22 protein-coding genes are annotated in these 19,842 nt (G+C 70.0%); 7 read left to right on the top strand and 15 right to left on the bottom strand.

The genetic code is table 11. The annotated features are described in order from the left end of the window. Positions 1 to 55: 55 nt before the first annotated feature. The 5 genes from ACIBTM_RS28755 to ACIBTM_RS28735 all read right to left on the bottom strand — a co-directional run bounded on the left by ACIBTM_RS28755 (position 56) and on the right by ACIBTM_RS28735 (position 4,922). The gene (locus ACIBTM_RS28755; RefSeq protein ID WP_395880267.1) at positions 56 to 1,237 is read right to left on the bottom strand and encodes an RNA polymerase sigma factor; all 1,182 of its coding nucleotides are present in this window, start codon (positions 1,235 to 1,237) and stop codon (positions 56 to 58) included. Beyond that, entirely contained in the window at positions 1,237 to 1,596 is a 360-nt protein-coding gene (locus ACIBTM_RS28750) for a YciI family protein (protein ID WP_395880266.1), read from the bottom strand. Before ACIBTM_RS28750 ends, ACIBTM_RS28755 begins: the two co-directional genes overlap by 1 nt. A 31-nt stretch (positions 1,597 to 1,627) precedes the next feature. Next, the gene (gene glmS / locus ACIBTM_RS28745) at positions 1,628 to 3,448 is read right to left on the bottom strand and encodes a glutamine--fructose-6-phosphate transaminase (isomerizing) (RefSeq protein ID WP_395880265.1); all 1,821 of its coding nucleotides are present in this window, start codon (positions 3,446 to 3,448) and stop codon (positions 1,628 to 1,630) included. Positions 3,449 to 3,505: 57 nt separating this feature from the next. Continuing rightward, entirely contained in the window at positions 3,506 to 3,778 is a 273-nt protein-coding gene (locus tag ACIBTM_RS28740) for a hypothetical protein (RefSeq protein ID WP_038522954.1), read from the bottom strand. A gap of 67 nt (positions 3,779 to 3,845) precedes the next feature. Further along, on the bottom strand, positions 3,846 to 4,922 hold the full coding sequence (locus ACIBTM_RS28735; protein WP_395880264.1) for a M20 family metallopeptidase: 1,077 nt from the start codon (positions 4,920 to 4,922) through the stop codon (positions 3,846 to 3,848). 49 nt (positions 4,923 to 4,971) lie between these two features. Here ACIBTM_RS28735 and ACIBTM_RS28730 point away from each other — a divergent pair, with 49 nt between their 5' ends. Further along, positions 4,972 to 6,159 carry a cytochrome P450 gene (locus ACIBTM_RS28730; RefSeq protein WP_395880263.1) on the top strand — a complete coding sequence of 396 codons (1,188 nt, stop codon included), beginning with the start codon at positions 4,972 to 4,974 and terminating at the stop codon, positions 6,157 to 6,159. Between the two features lie 87 nt (positions 6,160 to 6,246). Then, positions 6,247 to 7,161, top strand: a complete 915-nt coding sequence (locus tag ACIBTM_RS28725; RefSeq protein ID WP_395880262.1) for an XRE family transcriptional regulator — start codon at positions 6,247 to 6,249, stop codon at positions 7,159 to 7,161. Here the strand turns inward: ACIBTM_RS28725 and ACIBTM_RS28720 are convergent. From ACIBTM_RS28720 to ACIBTM_RS28705, 4 genes are all read right to left on the bottom strand, one after another. Beyond that, positions 7,148 to 7,912, bottom strand: a complete 765-nt coding sequence (locus ACIBTM_RS28720; RefSeq protein ID WP_395880261.1) for a hypothetical protein — start codon at positions 7,910 to 7,912, stop codon at positions 7,148 to 7,150. The genes ACIBTM_RS28725 and ACIBTM_RS28720 overlap by 14 nt on opposite strands. A gap of 9 nt (positions 7,913 to 7,921) precedes the next feature. Beyond that, complete coding sequence (locus tag ACIBTM_RS28715; RefSeq protein WP_395880260.1) at positions 7,922 to 8,590, bottom strand: papain-like cysteine protease family protein; 669 nt, start codon at positions 8,588 to 8,590, stop codon at positions 7,922 to 7,924. Between the two features lie 151 nt (positions 8,591 to 8,741). Next, a complete protein-coding gene (locus ACIBTM_RS28710; RefSeq protein ID WP_395880259.1) occupies positions 8,742 to 10,319 on the bottom strand; it encodes an adenylate/guanylate cyclase domain-containing protein in 1,578 nt (525 codons plus the stop codon). A gap of 61 nt (positions 10,320 to 10,380) precedes the next feature. After that, a complete protein-coding gene (locus ACIBTM_RS28705) occupies positions 10,381 to 11,184 on the bottom strand; it encodes a class I SAM-dependent methyltransferase (RefSeq protein WP_395880258.1) in 804 nt (267 codons plus the stop codon). A 90-nt stretch (positions 11,185 to 11,274) separates the two neighbouring features. Here ACIBTM_RS28705 and ACIBTM_RS28700 point away from each other — a divergent pair, with 90 nt between their 5' ends. Beyond that, positions 11,275 to 11,736: a peroxiredoxin gene (locus tag ACIBTM_RS28700; protein WP_395880257.1), complete on the top strand. Its 462-nt coding sequence runs from the start codon at positions 11,275 to 11,277 to the stop codon at positions 11,734 to 11,736. Positions 11,737 to 11,766: 30 nt separating this feature from the next. Here ACIBTM_RS28700 and ACIBTM_RS28695 read toward each other — a convergent pair whose 3' ends face one another. Continuing rightward, positions 11,767 to 12,477, bottom strand: a complete 711-nt coding sequence (locus ACIBTM_RS28695) for a MerR family transcriptional regulator (protein WP_395880256.1) — start codon at positions 12,475 to 12,477, stop codon at positions 11,767 to 11,769. A 62-nt stretch (positions 12,478 to 12,539) separates the two neighbouring features. Here ACIBTM_RS28695 and ACIBTM_RS28690 point away from each other — a divergent pair, with 62 nt between their 5' ends. The 3 genes from ACIBTM_RS28690 to ACIBTM_RS28680 all read left to right on the top strand — a co-directional run bounded on the left by ACIBTM_RS28690 (position 12,540) and on the right by ACIBTM_RS28680 (position 15,104). Continuing rightward, complete coding sequence (locus ACIBTM_RS28690) at positions 12,540 to 12,989, top strand: DUF6194 family protein (protein WP_395880255.1); 450 nt, start codon at positions 12,540 to 12,542, stop codon at positions 12,987 to 12,989. Between the two features lie 18 nt (positions 12,990 to 13,007). Next, positions 13,008 to 13,724: a TioE family transcriptional regulator gene (locus tag ACIBTM_RS28685; RefSeq protein ID WP_395880254.1), complete on the top strand. Its 717-nt coding sequence runs from the start codon at positions 13,008 to 13,010 to the stop codon at positions 13,722 to 13,724. A gap of 222 nt (positions 13,725 to 13,946) precedes the next feature. Further along, a complete protein-coding gene (locus ACIBTM_RS28680) occupies positions 13,947 to 15,104 on the top strand; it encodes a S1 family peptidase (RefSeq protein ID WP_395880253.1) in 1,158 nt (385 codons plus the stop codon). Positions 15,105 to 15,155: 51 nt separating this feature from the next. Here the strand turns inward: ACIBTM_RS28680 and ACIBTM_RS28675 are convergent, their stop codons facing one another. Genes ACIBTM_RS28675 through ACIBTM_RS28660 form a run of 4 tightly spaced genes read right to left on the bottom strand, consistent with a single transcriptional unit; the run spans position 15,156 to position 17,688 of the window. Beyond that, positions 15,156 to 15,635 carry a DinB family protein gene (locus ACIBTM_RS28675; protein ID WP_395880252.1) on the bottom strand — a complete coding sequence of 160 codons (480 nt, stop codon included), beginning with the start codon at positions 15,633 to 15,635 and terminating at the stop codon, positions 15,156 to 15,158. A 46-nt stretch (positions 15,636 to 15,681) separates the two neighbouring features. Further along, positions 15,682 to 16,620, bottom strand: coding sequence for an alpha/beta fold hydrolase (locus tag ACIBTM_RS28670; RefSeq protein ID WP_395880251.1), 939 nt, complete (start codon positions 16,618 to 16,620; stop codon positions 15,682 to 15,684). Between the two features lie 13 nt (positions 16,621 to 16,633). Continuing rightward, complete coding sequence (locus tag ACIBTM_RS28665) at positions 16,634 to 17,098, bottom strand: DinB family protein (protein WP_395880250.1); 465 nt, start codon at positions 17,096 to 17,098, stop codon at positions 16,634 to 16,636. Next, positions 17,095 to 17,688, bottom strand: a complete 594-nt coding sequence (locus tag ACIBTM_RS28660; protein ID WP_395880249.1) for a class I SAM-dependent methyltransferase — start codon at positions 17,686 to 17,688, stop codon at positions 17,095 to 17,097. The genes ACIBTM_RS28665 and ACIBTM_RS28660 overlap by 4 nt, the downstream gene beginning before the upstream one ends. Positions 17,689 to 17,756: 68 nt before the next feature. On the opposite strand from ACIBTM_RS28660, the gene ACIBTM_RS28655 reads away from it, so the two are divergent. Then, positions 17,757 to 18,326, top strand: coding sequence for a helix-turn-helix domain-containing protein (locus tag ACIBTM_RS28655; protein ID WP_395880248.1), 570 nt, complete (start codon positions 17,757 to 17,759; stop codon positions 18,324 to 18,326). 14 nt (positions 18,327 to 18,340) lie between these two features. Here ACIBTM_RS28655 and ACIBTM_RS28650 read toward each other — a convergent pair whose 3' ends face one another. Beyond that, positions 18,341 to 19,807, bottom strand: a complete 1,467-nt coding sequence (locus ACIBTM_RS28650; RefSeq protein ID WP_395880247.1) for an alpha/beta hydrolase — start codon at positions 19,805 to 19,807, stop codon at positions 18,341 to 18,343. Positions 19,808 to 19,842: the final 35 nt, after the last annotated feature.

The following is a 19,842-nucleotide window of genomic DNA, read 5'->3' as shown; positions in this document are numbered from 1 at the left end:
CCGGTCCGACAACGGAACCCCCTCCGTCCATTGAGGACAGAACCTCTGCCCGAAACTACGACAGGACTGCCCGTTTGGCCCGCAAGAAGGCCCGCTCGGTGTCGTTGGTGGCCAAGGCGATCGCCTCGTCGTAGGCGGCGACGGCTTCCTCGGTCCGGCCGAGACGGGACAGCAGATTCGCCCGTGTGGCGGGCAGATGGTGATACCCCGGCAGGTCCAGCTCCTCGATACCAGCCAGCGCGGCCGCCGGACCGTGCACCTCGGCGACGGCGACCGCGCGGTTGAGCGCGACGACCGGCGTCGGGGCGAGCCGCCACAGCTGGTCGTAGAGCGCCAGCACCTGCGCCCAGTCGGTCGACTCGCCGTCCGTGTGCACCGCGTTGATCGCGGCCTGCACCTGATACGGGCCAGGCCGGTCGAGACGCAGACATCGCCGCACCAGCTCGTGGCCTTCGGCGATCAGTTCCCGGTTCCACAACGACCGGTCCTGCTCCGCGAGCACCACCAGCTCACCGGAGGGCCCCACTCGCGCCGGCCGTCGTGCTTCGGTGAGCAGGAGCAGCGCCAGCAGCCCGGTCACCTCCGGCTCGCCGGGCATCAGCTCGGCGAGCGCCCTCGCGAGGCGGATCGCCTCCAGGCAGAGGTCCGTCCGCAGCAGCTCACCCGACGTGGACGTGTACCCCTCGTTGAACACCAGATAGAGCACGGTGAGGACGGAGTCCAGCCGCTCGGGAAGTTCGCCGTCCCCCGGCACCCGGTACGGGATGCCCGCGTCGCGGATCTTCTTCTTCGCGCGGACGATCCGCTGGGAGACGGTCGTTTCCGGGACCAGGTACGCCCGCGCGATCTCCCCCACCTCCAGCCCGCCGAGCAGGCGCAGGGTGAGCGCCGCCCGCGCGGGCGGCGAAAGCGCCGGATGGCAGCAGGTGAAGATCATGCGGAGCTGGTCGTCGCGTACCGGCCCGGTCTCCCGGGGCTCGTCCGGTGCGTGCAGGAGCAACGCCTGCGCGTGCCGTGCCTCGCGGGTGGATTCCCGGCGCAGACGGTCGATCGCCCGGTTGCGGGCGGTGGTCACGATCCACGCGCCCGGGTTGGGCGGCGTCTTCTCCCATTTCTCGACCGCCGTCGCGAACGCGTCCTGAACGGCCTCCTCGGCGAGCGAGATGTCGCCGAGGAGGCGGGTCAGGGTGGCCACGCACCGGCCGTACTCCGCCCGGTAGATCCCGTCGAAATCCATCAGGGCCGAAGCGGTGGGTCGCCGAACGGCCGCACCTCGATCGGCTGCCCGCAGGCCAGCGCGCATTTCTCGGCCCAGGCCAGCGCCTCGTCGAGGTCCTCGACCTGGATCACCCAGAACCCGCCGAGCTGCTCCTTCGTCTCGGCGAACGGGCCGTCGGTGATCGTGATCGTCCCGCCGGCGGGCCGGACGACCGTGGAGACGTCCGAATGCTCGAGCCCACCGACGAAGACCCACGACCCGGCGGCCTTCATCTCGTCGGTGACCTTGCCCGTCCTGGCCAGCATCGCCCGGACCTCGTCCTCGGGCGCGTCCCGCTCGCTTTCGTCGAGCTGGACGGCGAGCAGGTACTGCCTCATCGCGGACTCCCTCGATCGCTGAGGCCGGAAATCATTCCACGGTGACGGACTTCGCGAGGTTCCGGGGCTTGTCGATGTCGTGGCCGAGGATCAGCGCGGCGTGGTAGGCCAGCAGCTGCAGCGGGATCGTGAGCAGGATCGGGTCGAGTTCCGGCTCCGAACGCGGCACCACGAACCGCGGCACGTCGAGATCGCCGAAGTCCACGTCGTCGTGGGTGATCGCCAGCACCTGACCCTTGCGCGCCTTGATCTGCTGCATCGCGGCCAGGTTGCGGTCGGCGAGATCGTCGGACGGCACGATCGCGACCGTCGGCAGCTCCTCGTCGATCAGCGCGAGCGGACCGTGTTTGAGTTCCGAGGTCTGGTAGGCCTCCGCGTGCCGGTACGAGATCTCCTTGAACTTCTGCGCGCCCTCCCGCGCCACCGGGAAGCCCCGGACCCGGCCGATGAAGAACAGGCTGCGCGCGTCCGCGCAGATCTTGGCGTGCTCGGCGATCTGGGACTCGGCTTCGACGATGGCCGCGACCTGCTTCGGCAGCGCCCGCAGCGCCGCGACGATACGCTGCCCGTCCGCGTTGGACAGGTCGCGGACGCGGCCCAGAGCCAGTGCGATCATCGCGAAGCCGACGGCCATGTTGGTGAGCGCCTTGGTCGACGCGACCGCGATCTCCGGACCGGCGTGCAGGTACAGGCCGCCATCGCAGGCCCGCGCGATCGTCGAGCCCACGACGTTCACGAGGCCGACCACCCGGCCGCCCTTGCGTTTGACCTCTTCGACGGCGAACGCGGTGTCCGCGGTCTCGCCGGACTGGCTGACCGCGATGTAGAGGGTGTCCGCTTCGATGATGGGGTTGCGGTAGCGGAACTCGGACGCGGCCTCCGCGTCGGCCGGGACCCGCGCCAGGTCCTCGATCATGGTGGCGCCGATCTGGCCCGCGTAGTACGCCGAGCCGCAGCCGAGGATCTTCACCCGCGCGAAACCGCGCAGATCACGGGGAGTCAGGTTCAGACCGTCCAAACGGGACACTCCGAACCGGTCGTCGAGACGGCCCCGGATCATCCGCTCCAGGCATTCCGGCTGTTCCTGGATCTCCTTGTACATGTAGTGCTGGTGGCCGCCGAGATCGAGGTCGTCGGCCTGGATGTCGATCGCGGTCGCGGCCTTGCCGGTGTCGCTCTCGTCGACGGTGAAGGTGCGGTAGCCGGTGGCCGAGACGCTGGCGAACTCGCCGTCGTCGAGGTGCACCACCTGCGAGGTGTGCCGGACCAGCGCGGACAGGTCGCTGGCGACGAACATCTCCCGGTCGCCGACGCCGATGATCAGCGGCGAGCCGTTCCGCGCGACCACGACGCGATCGGGGTGCTCGGTGTCGGTCACGGCGATCGCGTAGGTGCCGGTGACCCGGGAGACCGCCTCGACGACCGCTTCTTCCAACGTCTTCGCACCCGACCGCGCGATCAGGTGGGCGAGCACCTCGGTGTCGGTCTCCGACGACAGCGTCACTCCCGCCTGGGTGAGCTGCTCGCGCAGTGCGTCGGCGTTGTCGATGATCCCGTTGTGCACCACGGAGATCCGGTCGTCTTCGGAGACGTGCGGATGGGCGTTCGCCTCGGTCGCGGGACCGTGCGTCGCCCACCTCGTGTGCCCGATGCCGACCTTGCCCGCGAGCCGCTTGGGCAGCGCCGCCGTCAGATTCCGCACCCGCCCCACGATCCGGTGCACCTGGGCACCCTTACCGCCGAGGACGGAGATCCCGGCCGAGTCGTAGCCGCGGTATTCCAGCCGCGTCAGCCCCTCGATCAGGATCGGAGCGGCGTTCTGGCCGCCGATGTAGCCGACGATTCCGCACATGACGAGTCAACCTCACAAAAGAAAACGGACAGGCACGCGAAGACCGGACGTGCTCCGTCAGCCGTAGACGATGCGGCGCAGTTGCCGCTCGGACAGGTCGGGAGGCGCGACGAGACGGCGGCTCAGTTCGCCGGCGATCAGGGGGAAGATCTCGGGGTTCTTCCTTCCCTCCGCCTGCAACTGGGCATGCCTCGACCGGACGTACTGCTCGGCGGGCTGCCGGTAGAACGCCAGGACGTCCTCGACGACACGGGCGGCGATGGCCGTCGACAAACCTGTCGACAAGGCCACCTGCTCGACGATGTCCGCGTCCTCCACGGAGCTCATCATGCACATCCGGCTTCCGAAACGCCAGTTCTTGCCCGAAATCGGGCAAGAACTGAGCTCGCGGACCCAGTCAGAAGCCTCGGATCGCCTTCACCAGCCCGGTGGCCAGTCCTGCCCGCTCCACCATCGACTCCACCAGCAGGTATTCGTGATCGGCGTGGGCGCCGCCGCCGACGGCGCCGAGCCCGTCGAGGGTCGGGATGCCGACCGCGGCTGTGAGGTTGCCGTCACTCCCGCCGCCGACGGCCACCCCGGCGACCCCGGGCAGTAGCCGCTCCGCGACGGCGAACAGGTCCGCGGCGGCCGACTCGGGCATCGGCGGCCGGTGGATCCCGCCCCGCACTTCGACTTTCGCCCCGTCGAGACGCGGGGTGAGCGCGGCGAACCCGGCTTCGACCCGCGCCTTCTCCTCGGCGGACTCGACGCGGACGTCGACCACGACGGTCGCGGACGCGGGCACCACGTTGCCGGCCGTTCCCGCCGAAGCGACCGTCGGGGTGACGCTGGTCCCGGCCACCGGCCGATCGAGCGCGGCGATCGCCAGCACCTGATGCGCGGCTTCGGTCAGCGCGTTCACGCCCGACTCGGGTTCGAGGCCGGCGTGCGACGCCCGGCCGGTGATGACGACCTCGAACGTCCCGCAGCCCTTGCGGCCGATCTTGAGACCGCCGCCATCGGCCGCACCTTCGAAGACGAGCACCGCGCCGCACGCGCGGGCGCGGTCCTCGATGAGCGCCCGGGATTCGTGCGAACCCGTTTCCTCGTCGGCCGTCACGAGGATCTCGACCCCGGACAGATCGCCGAGTGCGGCCAGGCCATGGATCGCCTGCACCAGTCCGCCGAGCATGTCGAACACCCCCGGCCCGGTCACCCGCCCGTCGGCGACCGCGAACGGGCGGCGCGCCAGGGTGCCGACCGGGAACACGGTGTCGTGGTGCCCCAGGATCAGCACGCTGGGTTCACCGCCGCCGGACCATCGGACATGCGGTCCCGCCGCGCTCTCGATCAGGGTCGCCGTCCCGCCGAGGCGGGCCTCGACGAGTGCGGCGACCGCCCCGGCCGACGCCGTCAAAGCCTCGATGTCCCCCGAAGGCGACTCGATCTCGACGAGGGTCCGCAAGTCTTCGATCATCGCGTCGACAGTCATGCGAACACTTTCGCCTATGCGCCGGCGCGGCCGCGCATAGGATCGGGTGATGCTCGAAAACCTGCTCACGCCGGAGACCAGGACCGATCCGTACCCGTTCTACCGCCAGGTCTTCGACCGCGGTCCGGTCTTCGCGGCCGCCGACGGGTTCTTCGTGGTCAGCGGGTTCGAAGAGGCGTCCGCCCTGCTCAAGAACCCCGCGTTCGGCCACGGGGAACCGGAGGTGCTGCCGGATCCGCACGAGAACGAGCCGGTGGACGAGCAGGGCCGGGTGATCCGGTCGTTCCTGGCTCTCGACCCGCCCGATCACACACGGCTGCGGCGGCTGGTCTCCAAGGCGTTCACCCCGAGGATGATCGAGCAGCTCGCCCCGAGGATCGAGGAACTGGCGAAGGAACTCGTGGCGAAAGCGCTCGAAATGGGCGAATTCGACCTGATGACCGAGATCGCGAAGCCGTTGCCGGTCGTCGTCATCAGCGAGATGCTCGGGGTGCCTCTGGCCGACCGCGAGCGTTTCGAAGGATGGTCGCACGCCATGGGGCGCGCGCTCGACCCGTCCTTCCTGATCGCGAAAGAGACCGTCGTGGCGGCCGTCGCGGCCCGGCGCGAGTTCGTCTCCTACTTCCGTGAGCTGGCGAAGGAACGGCGGAAGCGGCCGACCGGCGACCTGTTCTCCGATCTGGTGTCGGTCTCCGACGAGGGTGACAGGCTCAGCGAGGGCGAGCTGGTGATCACCGCGATGCTCCTCCTGGTCGCCGGGCACGAGACGACGACCAACCTGATCGGCAACGGAATCCTCGCGCTGCTGAACCATCCGGCACAGCACCGGAAACTGGCCGAGGACCGGTCGAAGATCCCGAACGCGGTCGAGGAGATGCTCCGGTACGACTCCCCCGTCCAGCTGACGACACGGCTCGCCCTGCGGGACACGACGATCGGTGACGAGCTCGTCGGCGAAGGCGCCCAGGCGGTCGTGCTGCTGGGAGCGGCCAACCGCGACCCGCGCACGCACGAGAACCCGGACCGCTTCGACGTGGATCGCCCCTCGCCGAGGCATCTCGCACTGGGACAGGGCATCCACTTCTGTCTCGGCGCCCCGCTCGCACGGATGGAAGGCCGGACAGTCTTCGAGGCGCTGCTCGGTGCCGGGCGCGCCTTCCAACGGACCGCCGATCCGGTCTGGGTCAAGCAGGTGACGCTGCGCGGCCTCGAAAGCCTGCGGCTCGAATTCGCCTGAAAGTCCGGTTTTCGACCTTAGGCGGTTGTCCACCGGCGCCCGACTGCGCATGCTTTGCGCCAACCCGGTGTCGGTGGGGGTGTGCCCATGTACCAGGAACGTGAGAGCAGATCCGGCCCGTTCCATCGCGCGCTTTCCGAGGCGGTGGAGCATCGCGGCCTTTCCCTGTCCCGTATCCGCGCGCATCTGGCGGCACGCGGCGTTTCCGTGGCCGAATCGACCTTGAGCTATTGGCAGCGCGGGCTCCGGCATCCGTCGACACCGCGTTCGCTCGACGTCGTCCGCGCGCTCGAAGCGGTGCTGGGCCTGACGCCGGACAGCCTCATCGTCCTGATCGGCCCGCAGCGGCGGTCACCGGGCGACGACCGCAGGCCCTCGGTCGCCGAACTGCGGCAGAGCTGGGCCGAGACCTGTTCACTGCTGGACGAACTGAGCACGTCGCCCGGCACGGAGGGCAACGCGAAGCTCGACGTCGTGACCGTCGTCGACGTGCTGACCATGACCGGCGAAGGACGGATCTCGGAGATCACCTCGACGATGGTGGTGCGGGCGAGGGAGGCCGGCGCAGACGGTTTCGTGGTGACCCATCAGGATGAGCCCGGCACGGACATGGAGGCCACGACGGTCTTCGCCACCGACGGCTGCCGAAGAGGCAGAGTGCGCCGAAGCGCCACGTCGCCGGGGATGGTGTTCGAGCTTCTCTTCGACCGGGGCCTGGCCGAAGGGGAAACGCACACCTTCGCGTTCACTTTGCGGCTGGCCGCGTCCGTCCGCTCGACCTGCTTCCACCGGACGGTGCGGTCGCGCATGTCGGCGTACCTGCTCCGCATGCGTTTCGACGGCAGCGCGCTTCCCGCGCGCTGCGTCAAAACCGTACGGGAGCGCGAAGATCTCGCACCAGTGGTCAGCGAGCCGCTGCATCCCGGACCGGGTGCGACGGTCAGTGCCTACTTCGAGGAACTCGACGTCGGCATCGCGGGGATCGACCTCATCTGGGAGTGAGACGGCGCCGCCGCCACACCACGACCAGCACGACGCCCACCGCGGCGGTGGTCAAGCCCGCCACGATCGCGATCGGAATCCCGGTGCCGTCAGGCGGGGGAACCGGTTGTGTGAAGCCGATCCCGCCACCGCGCTGATAGTCCGATCCCGGCAGCTTGTCGGCGTAGCGGCCGTGTACTTCCCGCTGGTAGTCGGAAAGCGGGACGAGTTTCCCCACCGGCGACTGCGGCAGGCTCGCCTGCAGCAGCACCACGCCGTCGGGCCCCAGTTCGTACCAGCCGTTGATCTGGGGTTCGTTGAGCAGGACCGAACCGGGCTTCAGCCGCGCGCTCAGGGTCTCTTCGTCGTTTCCGGAGAACACGCTCGCCGCGACCCACTTCCCCGGCCCCTCCGGCATCGCCTGCAGCGTGGCCTTCTGACCGGAATCCGCGGTCGCCGTCACGGCGACGGATCTGAGCACGCCCACCGGTGCCCCCTCGACACCCCTGACGAAGTCGGGATTGAGGGTGTAGACCGGGATTCCCTTCTGCCCCATGGTGATCCGTCGCGGTTCGACGTGGTCGACCTGCCGGAAGTTCGATCTCGCGAGACCGATCGCGTCCGGCTGCCCGGCGACACGCACGGCCGCCGCGAGATCGCCGTCCGAGGGCGGGACGACTCCTTCGCTCGCCGAGGCGGGCAGCGTGGCGGGCAGCAGCGTCGCGACGGCCACGGCGAGACAGCCGGCGAACTTCCGGCAGATCGTGTTCATGGCCGCGCCTCAGCCCTTCCGGATGTTGACGATGGTGTCGTTCCAGCGGAACTGGCCGTTGCTGCGGTACTGGTTGTAGTTCCAGGTCTGGTAGCGCTGGTAGGTCGGCCACGGGTCGCCGACCATGATCGACTGGTTCGCCGAGTCGTAGCCGTAGATCACCTCGGCGTGGCCACCGCCGGAGGTCCAGTAGATGCCCGTCAGGTTCAGGATCCCGGCGTCGATCTGGCTGACGACCGAGCTGAAGCCGATCGGACCGCCCGCGTCCTGCGCGGAGAAGCCGGTGCCGCGGAAACCGCGGACGATTTCGTAGATCTGGGCGGGCTGGTTCGGGCAGTATCCGGCCGACGTGCCCTTGCCCGCGGCGCAGAACTGGGCCTGGGTGGCGGTGCCGCCCATCGACCGCTCGATACTCGAACCGTCCGCGGCCCAGCACCATTGGTTGTACTGCTGCACCTGCTGGGTGTAGTTCAGCTGCTTGGACGCGGACGTCGCGGCGACCGTCATCGCGGTCCCGGCCACCGGCGCGATCTCCCGCACCTGGGTGTGGGTCTGGGTCGTGATCAGGCCGCTGGGCCGGTCCCCGTCGCCGGACTGCGCCAACGCGGTGGCGGGCACCATGCTCAGCGCGAAGACGGCGGCTCCGGTCGCCAGCGCGGCCCTCGAAAGGCTCTTCACAGATGTCTCCTTCGACACGGGGATGGGGAGATCACCGTGCGCCGCCCTGGCTTCGGGAACAACGCCCTCACCAGGCGCGAAGGAACCGCTGTGATCGTTCACGGTCCGCCACCGGCGGAGCGCGAGCCGCCGCGCAAGATTCACGGCGCCTTCACAAAGGCTGTGAATCCACCACCGGCGTCGCGAGCGTGGTGGGCCGGGACCGGCCCCGCAAGGTGACGTCCTCCGTCGCCTTCCACTGCGCGGCTTCGGCTTCGGCGGCCGACTCGATCGCCGTCCACGAAGCGAGCAGCCGGGCTTCGACGTTCTTCGCCAGCTCGGTGAGCCGGGCCGCTTCGTTGACCGGATCGCCGATCACCGTGTATTCGAACCGCCGCGGGTCGCCGACGTTCCCGGCGACCACCTCACCCGTCGCCACGCCGATCCCGGCCGGGCATTCCGGTACCTCCGCGGCCAGCCTGCGCGCGATCGCCCGTCCCGCGGAAAGCGCCAGGGTGGCGTGGTCCTCCAGCCGCACCGGCGCGCCGAAGATCGCGAGCGCGGCGTCACCGACGAACTTGTTGACCAGCCCGTGATTACGGTCGACCTCGTCGACCACCACCGCGAAGAACCGGTTGAGCAGGCCGACGACCTCCTCGGGCGGACGGCTCGCGGCCAGCGCGGTCGAGCCGATCAGATCGACGAACAACACCGACACCGTCCGCACCGTGCCACCGAGTTCGGCCGACGTACGCATCGCCTCGCTCGCGACGTCCTCGCCGACGTGTCTGCCGAACAGGTCCCGCAAACGTTCGCGTTCGGCGAGGCCGGCGGCCATCCCGTTGAAACCCGCTTGCAGCAGACCGAGTTCGGTGCCGTCGTAGACCGGGATCTCCACGGCGAAGTCACCGGCCCGGACCCGGCCCAGCGCGTGCTGCACCGACCGGATCGGGTTCACCACGGCGCGCGCGGTGAACACCGTCACCAGCAGCCCGAAGACCAGTACCACCAGCCCGAGGGCGATCACCGAGATGGCGAGTTTCGTCGTCGACACGTCGCCGCGCGCCCACGCCAGCACCGCCGTGACCACCAGCCCCGCCACCGGCACCCCGGTGCCGAGGCACCAGAACAGCAGCATCCGCAGGTTCACGCCGCCGCTGAGCGGCCGCGCCGGCAAGGTGCCGGACAACGCCAGCGCCGCGTACGGCCGCAGGATGAACTCGCCCGCGAGGTAGGCGATCGCGCAGACGACGACTCCCGCGAACGCGACGACGAGCAGTTCGGTGAGCACGACCCGGGGCTGTACCAGCGCGGCCAGCACGCCGAACACCACGGTCGCGATACCCCACAACACCGCCTGGACCAGTGTCAGGCGCAACGGGACCCGAAGGCTCGACACGCGTTCCCTGTCGGTCGGCGTCCGGCCCTCGGCCGCCCACCGCAAGGTCCGCAGCGCGCCGCGGGTGCCCCACAGCGCGCCGACCACCACGGCGGAGACCACGTAGACCGGTACCGCGACCGCGGTCACCCGGATGAGGTCACCGGACATCCCGGGAGCGGGCATGAGCAGCGCCGCCAGCCCGACCACGACCAGCGCGCCGATGACGTTGGTCGCGATCAGCGTCCCGGTGAGCAGCCCCTGGACGCGACGGCGCAACACGGGCGCGTCCTGAGCGAGCGGGCCGAGCAGCCAGGAGCCGAACGGCCCTTGCCCTCGGCCCCGAACAGAGGAGTCGTTGTCTGGTCGCACCCGTGTCCCGCCGTTCACCCCGGTTTGAGTGAACGACTGTACACCGAAAGGGCTGTGACCGTCAGCGGACGGTGCCGGAGCCGATCAGCGTGGTGGCGTCGAGTTCGGCCAGCCCTTCGGCGCGCAAGGATTCGAGATAGCGCTCGCGCACCTGCTCGACGACGTAGGGCTCGAGGTCCGCGAGGAGTCCCCGGAACCCGGAGCCGATGACGACCAGCCAGGCGATCTCCGGCGTCATGGTCAGCCGCAGTTCGTTGACCACGACGTCCACATCGGACAGATTCCGCTCGGAAAGCCAATCGGCGTAAGTGCCCGCCTGGTCGATGCGATCGATCAGGCCCGGTGCGCGCTCCGGCGGCGGCGCGGAATCGGTCACCGCGGCCACCGCACGGCCGAGCTGACGACCCGCGGCCACCATGGCCCCGCCGCGCCAGATCGTGAACACCGCCCGGCCGCCGGAGCGGGCCCTGGCGATCAGCCGCTCGGTTCCGTCCGTCATGTCGGGAAAGAAGAAGATGCCGAGCGCGGACTGCACGACGTCGTACCCGCCGGTGTCCCACGCCGTCGCGTCGGCCTCGTGCGCCCGCAACTGCGGCAAATCGGCCGAAAGACGGCGCAACTCGCCGATCATCGGACCGGAGAGGTCGAGCGCGTCCACCACACCCCCGGCACCGACCGCGTGCGCCGCCGGAATCGCCGAAGCCCCGGTGCCGCAGCAGGCGTCGAGGACACGGTCTCCTTCGCCGAGTCCGGCGACCGCCACCGTGGCCGCGCCGATCGGCCCCCACAGATGCCGCCCGAGCGCGGCGAAATCGGCGGCCGCCGCGTCGAAGGCGCGCTGGGTTCCCACTTTGCGAGAAGACATGCCGCGACGATATCCGTTTCGCACCTCGGCCACGGATCGAGCGACTTCGGCCGGACCGATCCGGCGCGCCCGCGGCTCCGAATACCGGACATGGACCAAGGAGACCTCGCCCCGGACTTCACCCTGCCCGACGACACCGGCCGGAACCGCACGCTCGCGGAGTTCCTGGCCACCGGCCCGGTCGTGCTGTTCTTCTACCCCGCCGCGATGACCGGCGGTTGCACCGCCGAGAGCTGCCACTTCCGCGATCTGGCCGCGGAGTTCCACGAGGTCGGCGCCCACCGCGTCGGGATCAGCCCGGACGGGATCACCAAGCAGCGGGAATTCTCCACCCGGCACGGCTTCGACTACCCACTTCTGTCCGATGTGGACGGAGAAGTCGCCAAACTGTTCGGTGTCTGGCGCCGGTTCAGCCCGCTGCACGCCAAGCGGCGCACCTTCGTGATCGACACCGACCGCCGGATCCTCGCGGTGATCAAGAGCGAGCTGAAGTTCGATGTCCACGCCGACAAGGCACTCGCGACTCTGCGGGAACGGACGCCCACCACTTGACTCCGGCCCTCTTGAGTGGCGACGACGGTTCTAACCGTCCTCACCACTCAAGAGCCGGGAAAGCGCGGCGGTGCCGTCGAAGAGCGCCCGCGAGCGGGCCGTGATCCCGGCGTCCCTGGCGGCGAGCGCGGAAGCGACGTCCTCCAGCCGCCGGGATCGCCGCAGTTCCGGCATCAGCGCGCGCAGGGGCGCGACGCGGTAACCCGCCAGCCGCAGCTGATGCACGATCCGCGCGTCCCGCACCTGGGATGGCGTGTACCGCCGCGTCCCGCGCTGATCGCGGCCGGGCACGACGAGCCGTTCGGTATCCCAATGCCGCAGGGTCGACGGACGCACGCCGAGCGCCGAAGCGAGTTCGGAGACGGTCATCGAGTCCGAGCCGCGCACGTCTTCGATCGGTTCCCCGGAGATCACCCGGACGGCTTCCCTGGCGTCCCGGAGGTCCGCGCGTTCGGCGTCGAGCCCGGCGTGGGCCGCGTCGAGGAGCGCGAGTACCTCGGGGAGCGGATCCCGGTGCAGGGCGCGGACGATCTTCTTGGCCTCGACCGGCCCCACCGCGGCGGCGAGCGCGCGATAGGCCAGCGCCGACCGGAGGTGGATCTCGCCGTAGCTCCGGTAGCCCGAAGCCGTCCGCGACGCCGCCGGGAGCACGCCGTCGCGTTCGAGGTTGCGCACCTGCTGGACGGAGTACCCCGCCCGGCGCGCGACCTCGGCCGTACGCATCGATTTGAGACTTGGCACCTTCACTCCCTCGACAACGTACTCAAACCCTCCACAAGCACTTTAATGCCACGCTTGAGCACATGACCATCGAAGAGATCATCGGCCTCGTCTCGGGCCTCGACGGCGTCCTGACCCTCACCCCGGGGCCGGGTGACGAATGGCCCGAGCTCAGCTGGGGCGACGCGTTCTTCTACTACTCCCCCGACGGCGTCGTCCCGACGAACGTCCAGCCCTTCGCGACGATCGTGACCAAGAACTACCCCGGCGACGAGACCTCGCGGCTGGACCGCCCGGACACGTTCCGCGTGAACATCCACGCCGGTAAGAAGGAGTTCGCCCGCCAGCTCGGCCACGACCCCTCCGACGCCGACACCCTGATCGCCCACCCCGTGTACGGCACCGCTGGCTGGCTGGCGGTGGTGAACCCGGCGTCGAACACCGAAACGGCCACCCGCGAACTGCTCGAAACGGCCTATCGGCTGGCTCGCGCCCGTTACGAGCGGCGGGCGGATTCCTCGCGCGGCCGGTAGACCGAATATCGTGGGGTGGTGGGCCGGAACCTTCGAACCCGTGAGCGGCTCAGGCCGGTCGACCTCGCGCGCGAGCACGGCCTGTCCGCACAGGCGGTCCGCAATTACGAGGCGGACGGCATCCTCCCCGCCGCCGAACGCGGCCCGCAAGGCTATCGCACCTATACGCCACTACACGCGCAAGCCCTGCGCGCGTTCCTCGCCCTCGTACCGGGGCACGGCCACGCGAGGGCGGCGTCGATCATGCGGGCGGTCAATCGGGACGCGGTCGAGGAGGCTCTCCGGCTCGTCGACGAAAGCCACGCGCAGCTGCTCGACGACCGCCGCACCCTCCAGGCCGTCGCGGCCGCGCTCCGCGATCTCGAACCCGTGCCGCAGGAGCGGGGTGACCTGTTCGTCGGCCCGCTGTCCAGGAAACTCGGCGTCCGGCCCGCCACCCTGCGCGAATGGGAACGGGCGGGCCTTCTCCATCCCGAACGCGACCCGAGGACGGGCTACCGCGTCTACAACGCGGCCGACGTGCGCGACGCGAAGCTGACCCATCAGCTCAGGCGGGGCGGCTACCTCCTGGAGCGGATCGCGCCCGTGCTCGACCAGGTCCGCTCCGCGGGCGGAGTCGTTCCGCTCGAGTCGACGCTGCGCGACTGGCACACCCGGCTCGCGGCCAGGGGACGCGCCCTGCTCTCGGGCGCCGCCGCGCTGGACACCTACCTCGACGGCACCCGGGCGCGCTGACACTTTTGTGACAATGACACTTCCGCGCAATTGAATACGCAGGCAATTCGCATTTTCCGCATACGAAAGTAGGTCCGTGATCACGGATCCTACTTTCGGCGCTACGACGGGCCGTGCGGGCGCTCGTACTGTGCGTCACGTCGAGATGAACCGCCCGGTCCCCTGCGCTTTCCGAACATATTCCGGCGGTTCGTCGTTCCCTCCTTATCGAAGGAAATTCGCATGCGAATTCGCGGACCCGTCATGCTCACCTTGTTCAGTGTCTGTGCCGGGATCGGCGCGCTCGCCGTCCCGGCGACCGCCGCGCCGGTCACCGCCTACGACCAGACGATGCTCGAGACGCTCGCCGCCCAGCTCAAGGTCAGCCCGCTTCAGGCCGCTCAGAAGCTGGACCACGAGAAGAACCTGATCGCGTCGCTGGACAACGTCAGAAATCGTGGTCTCCACACCGACGGCGCGTACTTCGACAACGCCGGTGCCCTCGTGGTGAACGCCGACGCCGGCTCCGCGAAGGAGCTTCGCTCCGCCGGGCTGACCCCGCGTACCGGTGCCCGTGGCGAGAACGCGCTGAACGCCCTGTCCGCCAAGGTCGGCACGGTGATCGGCAAGGACGTCGCCCAGGTGCAGTCGTGGGGCCCGGAACTCGCGGCCGACCAGGTCGTCGTCACCGTGCAGCCGGGTGCCGACAGCGCCCTCGTCCGCAAGCTCACGGCGATGCCGGGCGTGTCGGTCCAGACCGGTGTCGCCAACGGGAACACCACGCAGGCCGACGTCATCCCCGGCCAGATCATGGACCTCGACCCGGGCACCAACTGCTCGCTCGGCTTCCCCGGCACCACCAGCAGCGGCAACAACGTGCTGCTCACCGCCGGGCACTGCGTCGAAGGCAACCCGGACATCCTCAACCGCAACGGCGTCCACATCGGCAAGGGCGTGGCCACCCAGTTCCCGTCGACCGACATGGGCCTGATGGACATCGACACCGAGGACACCGGCCGCGGCTACGTGGACACCCGGATGGGCACCACGGTCCGGATCACCGGCAGCTCGAAGGCGCCGGTCGGCACCACGCTGTGCAAGGCGGGCAACACCACCGGCTGGACCTGCGGCAAGATCACCGCGTACAACCAGACCGTGCGCTACAGCGGCGAAAGCGTCGCCACCACCGGGCTGGCGAAGTCGACCGTCTGCACCGAGGGCGGTGACAGCGGCGGCGCCTACATCGCGGGCAACACCGCGCAGGGCATGACCTCCGGCGGCCCCGCCGACGGCCACGACTGCGGCTACAACGAAGGTGCCAACGCCACCGGCTCGTACTCCTACTACCAGCCCGTCGTGGACGCGGCGAACAAGTACGGGGTCACGCTGACCCGTTCCTGACGAACGACGCGCGATGCCGGGGAGCCACCCGCTCCCCGGCATCGTCGTTTCCTATGAGCTCAGGATCTGCTCGCGCAGGATGTCCGCGTGGCCGCCGTGCTGGGCGAGCTCCCGCAGCATGTGCAGGTACACCCAGCGCAGCGGAAGCGGGCCGCGGCGGTTCCCGTGGAGCAGGTCGTCCAGATCGAGGGCGGCCGCGGCCTTGCGGGACACCTCGCAGGCTTCGCGGTACGCCTGCCGCACGGAGTCGATCGTGTCCTCCTCGGCGAGGATGAACGACTCGTCGGGCGTCTCGGGGAGGCCGATCTCGGTCCGCGGGCGGCAGGTGATGCCCTCGACGAACCACACCTTCTCCACGAAGGTCGCGTGCTTCACCAGACCGAGCAGGGTCGTCCGGGAGGGGACGAGCGACCGGCGGGCCTGTTCCTCGGTCAGCCCTTCCAGTGACCGGTCGAGGACACGACGGTGCTCGTCGAGGAAGGCCTCGAACTGCTCGCGGAACGGGTGGTTGAGGACTTCCAGCGTCGACATGGGGGCAGCATCGCAAAGATCGTCATTCCCGGGCAACCAGGTTGTGCTACTTCAGGAACCCGATCAGTTCGGCGCTCACGAACGCCGGATTCTCCTCGGCGAGCCAGTGCCCGGCCCTCGGCACTTCGACCGCGCGGGCCAGGTTCGCGACGCGGGGCGCCAGCGTGGCCTTCTGCGGTTCGAGGAGTCCCTCGGCGGTCATCAGCAAGGTCGGGGTGGTGATCGGTTTCGCGCCGATGTTCGCCGTCGCGTCCTGCCCGAGCGTCCGGTAGAGCTCGAAGCCTCCGTGCAGGACCTCCGGCCTGGTGTAGGTGCGCGCGTACTCGTCGATCTCCGCGTCGTCGAAGGGTGACGGCGCGCCGGGACCACCGAAGGCCGTCCCCGAGTAGGCGACCTGGGGATAGAACAGGGACAGGTACTCGCGCACGTCGTCGCCGACGACGGCTTCGGGAACCGTCTTCTGCGAGTGGAACGCGATGTGCCAGCTCAGGTTCCGGTAGGCCGTCGCGTCGAGCGCGGGCCCCGGCAGCGGCAGATCGAGGTAGGCGAGTTTGGTGAGGTCGCCGGGGAATTGCGCGGCGTACTGGAAGGCGACGGCGGCGCCGAGGTCGTGACCGGCGATCCGGGCGTCGCGCAGGCCCAGCCGTCCGGCGACGAGTCCGTGCACGTAGCGGGCGAGGGTCGCCTTGTCGTAGCTCGGCGGCGAACCGGTGCTGTCGCCGAGACCGGGCAGGTCGAGGGCGTACACCGTGAAGTGTTCGGCCAGCGCGGGCATGACCCGGTGCCAGCCGTACCAGGTCTGCGGCCAGCCGTGCAGCAGGACGAGCGGGGCTCCCTTGCCGCCGGTGACGTAATGCATCTTCACCCCGTCGACGTCGGCGAACTCGTGCCGGAACCCGTCGGGCGGGGTGGCTGCGGCCGGGGGTGAACCGCAGGCCGTCAGCAGGACGAGGGCCGCGACGAACGCGGCTGCTCGGTGGAACATGGGGATCTCCGTTTCAGCGCCCGGTGGCGCCATCGATCAGTTCGCGCAGGATGTCGGCGTGTCCCGCGTGCCGCGCGGTTTCCTCGATCAGGTGGGTCAGGGTCCAGCGCCGTGATCCCCGGCGAGGCCCCGCCGCGGCGAGGTCGTCCCAGGACGCGATCTCGGCGTTCGCCTCGGCGATGGTTTCCCGGTAGGCGGCCAGAATCGACGCCGTCGTGTCGTCCGGACCCGGGTGGAACGTCGCCTGCCAGTCGGTGACGCGGCGGCCGAGCAGCCAATGCCGCTCCACCTGGGTCAGATGTCCGACCAGGCCCAGCAGATTCGTGCCGGACGGCACGCCGGGCGTGCGAGCCCGGTCCTCCGGCACACCTTCGGCCTTGGCCAGGACGGCGGCGCGGAGATAGTCGAGGAACCCGGCGAGCACGTCCTTTTCCCCGGCTCCGGTCGACGGCGGTCCGTTGTCGCGTTTACGGTTCATCGCCCGGCCCGCCGGAGGATCAGGATGTGGTCGACGACCGTCGCGGTGCGGCCGCCCGGGCCGGTGGCCAGGCGTTCGGCGGCCTCCGCGCGTTCGATCGACCAGTCCGCCGGGTCGAGGTCCAGTTCGGCCGCCACTTCGCCGGGAGTGGCGAACTCGGCGTCCTGATCCCAAGACCACGGCGCGGCGGAGCCGTGGTCGACGACGACCAGCCGCCCGCCGGGATTCACCGAGCCCGCGGCGGTGCGCAGTACCCGCGCCCGGTCCAGTTCGAACGGCGTGTGGAAGTACTGCGCGGACACCAGGTCGAAGGTGCCCTCGGGGAAATCTTCGGCGAGGTCGACGCGGAGCGCCGTGATCGGCTCACCGCGTGCCTGAAGCGAGCGCACGGCCGCTCCGGAGATATCGGCCGCGGTCACCCGCCAGCCTCGGGCGGCCAGCCAGAGCGCGTCTCCCCCGCCACCGCAGCCGAGGTCCAGCGCGGTGCCAGGGGTCAGCGGGCCCGCGATCTCGGCCAGTCTCGCGTTCACCTTCGGCGTTCCGCCGGCCCGCCGTTCATGGAGTTCGTCCCAGAATTTCGTAGCGCTCATGATCGCCACCTTCGCCTCGGGACCGCCGGTTTGGCACGAAAACTTGCCGACCTGGCAAGATCGAGGGCATGGACGAGACGGACGAGGTGCTCGACGCGGTCGGCCCCCGGTTGCGCGCGCTGCGCAAACACCGCGGCCTGACCCTCGCCGAACTGTCGGCGGCGACCGGGATCTCGGAAAGCACGTTGTCACGCCTGGAAAGCGGCGGTCGGCGGCCGACGCTCGAACTGCTGCTCCCGCTCGCCCGGGTGCACGGAGTGCCGCTCGACGACCTCGTCGGCGCTCCCCGGACCGGTGATCCGCGGATCCACCTCCAGCCGATTCACCGCCATGGCATGACATTCCTGCCGCTCACCAAGCGGGCAGGCGGGGTGCAGGCGTTCAAGATGCTCATCCCGAGCCGGGACGCACCGGCGGAGCCCACGCCGCAGACCCACGGCGGCTACGAGTGGGTTTATGTCCTCAATGGACGGTTACGGCTGGTGGTCGGCGACCGCGACATGGTGCTCCCGCCGGGTGAGGCCGCCGAATTCGACACCGCGCTACCGCATTGGCTCGGCTCGGCCGACGGGCACGCCGTCGAAACCCTCGTCCTGTTCGGACCGCAGGGCGAACGCGCGCACGTCCGGGCGCGTTAGCCCAGCGGGTCGCGTCACGAGCGGCAGGTCCGGTCGGCCGGGAGCCGTCCGCTCAGCAGGTAGTCCCGCACCGCCGTGTCGACACACGCGTCACCCTTCAAGAACACCGAGTGGCGATATGCGCCTTCCACCGTCACCAGGCTCGATCCGGTGAGTGCCCGGCGCATGGCGAGCTGTCCCGCGTAGGGCGTCGCCGGGTCGCCGGTCGAGCCGAGGAGCAGCGCCGGCGCGGTGGTGCGGATCCGGGTGGCGGGTTCGGCGGGAGCCACGGGCCAGAACGCGCACGGGGTGATGTTGCGGGCCAGCGGGCCGAACAGGGGCTCGGCGGCGCGATGCTCCTCGATGTCCCGGTAGTAGGACATCGGGTCGCGGTCGGCGGCGCGATCGGCGCAGACGACCGGCGTCCCGGCCCGATCGGTCGCCGAGCCGGAGCCCGTCGTCAGGCCGTCGAGAAGCGCGCTCAACGCGGGCGAAGGCGTGGCGGGCTGACTGGCCGCGGCGGACCGGAGGGTCCGCACGGTGGCGGTGAACTCGGCCTGCAAGGCGGGCCTGTCGTCATAGAGGTTCGCGAAGAACACATACGGCACCGTGTGACCGTCCACTGTGTACTTTCCGACCGAGAACGGCCGCCGCTCGGCCGAACGCGCGACGTCCCGCGCGGTCGCCAGGACCTGGTCCGCGGTCTCCCCCAGCCCCTGCCCCACCGCGGTCCGTGCCCAGTTCCGCAGCGCGGCGTCGAGCGACGGCGCGGTCGGGCGGAGCAGCCCGGGCCCGTACGCCTCGGGATCCACCGCCGAGTCGAGCACGAACCGGTCGGCCCGCGAGCCGAACATCTGGAGATACACCGCGCCGAGGTACGTCCCGTAGGAGGCGCCGATGTAGGAGATCTTCCGCTCGCCGAGCGCCGAACGCACGAGGTCCATGTCCCGTGCCGTGTTGCGGGTCGATGCCTCCCGCAACAACGCGTGATCGTTGCCCGCACAGCCGCGCGCCAGCTCCTTCGCGAGGGCCACACTTTCGCCGAACGTCTTCAGGCTGGGCCCGGCCGAGCGCGTGAACGTGTCGGTCTTCCAGTCGCACCGCAGCGGCGAGCTGCGCCCGACGAACCGGGGATCCATGCCGACGAGGTCGTACCGTGCGGCGATCTCCGGCATGAGCGCCCCCGCCAGGACCAGTTCCCTCGCCGGGCCGCCCGGCCCGCCCGGATTGAGCAGCACCACGCCGCGGCGGCGCGCGGGATCGGTGGCCTTCATCCGTGCCAGCGCGACGGTGATCCGGCGCCCTTGCGGACGGCTGTAGTCGACCGGCACGGCGACGTCGGCGCACTGCGCGCCCGCCTTGTCCAGCTCCACGCCCACGCTGTCGCCGGGACCGGTCGCGCAACCGTGCCAGGTGATCGACGGGACCGCGGCAGCGGGGGTAGCCGGCGCCAACGCACCGGCGACGAGCAGTGCCACCACGACGACTGTTCTCCTTGGCAACGCGAACTCCCTGATGTCGAAGGAAAATTCCTGAG

The organism is Amycolatopsis sp. NPDC049868 (assembly GCF_044461365.1).
Classification (GTDB): domain Bacteria; phylum Actinomycetota; class Actinomycetes; order Mycobacteriales; family Pseudonocardiaceae; genus Amycolatopsis.
Note: the sequence above shows the minus strand (reverse complement) of the source record. Positions and strands in the feature narration are given on the sequence as shown.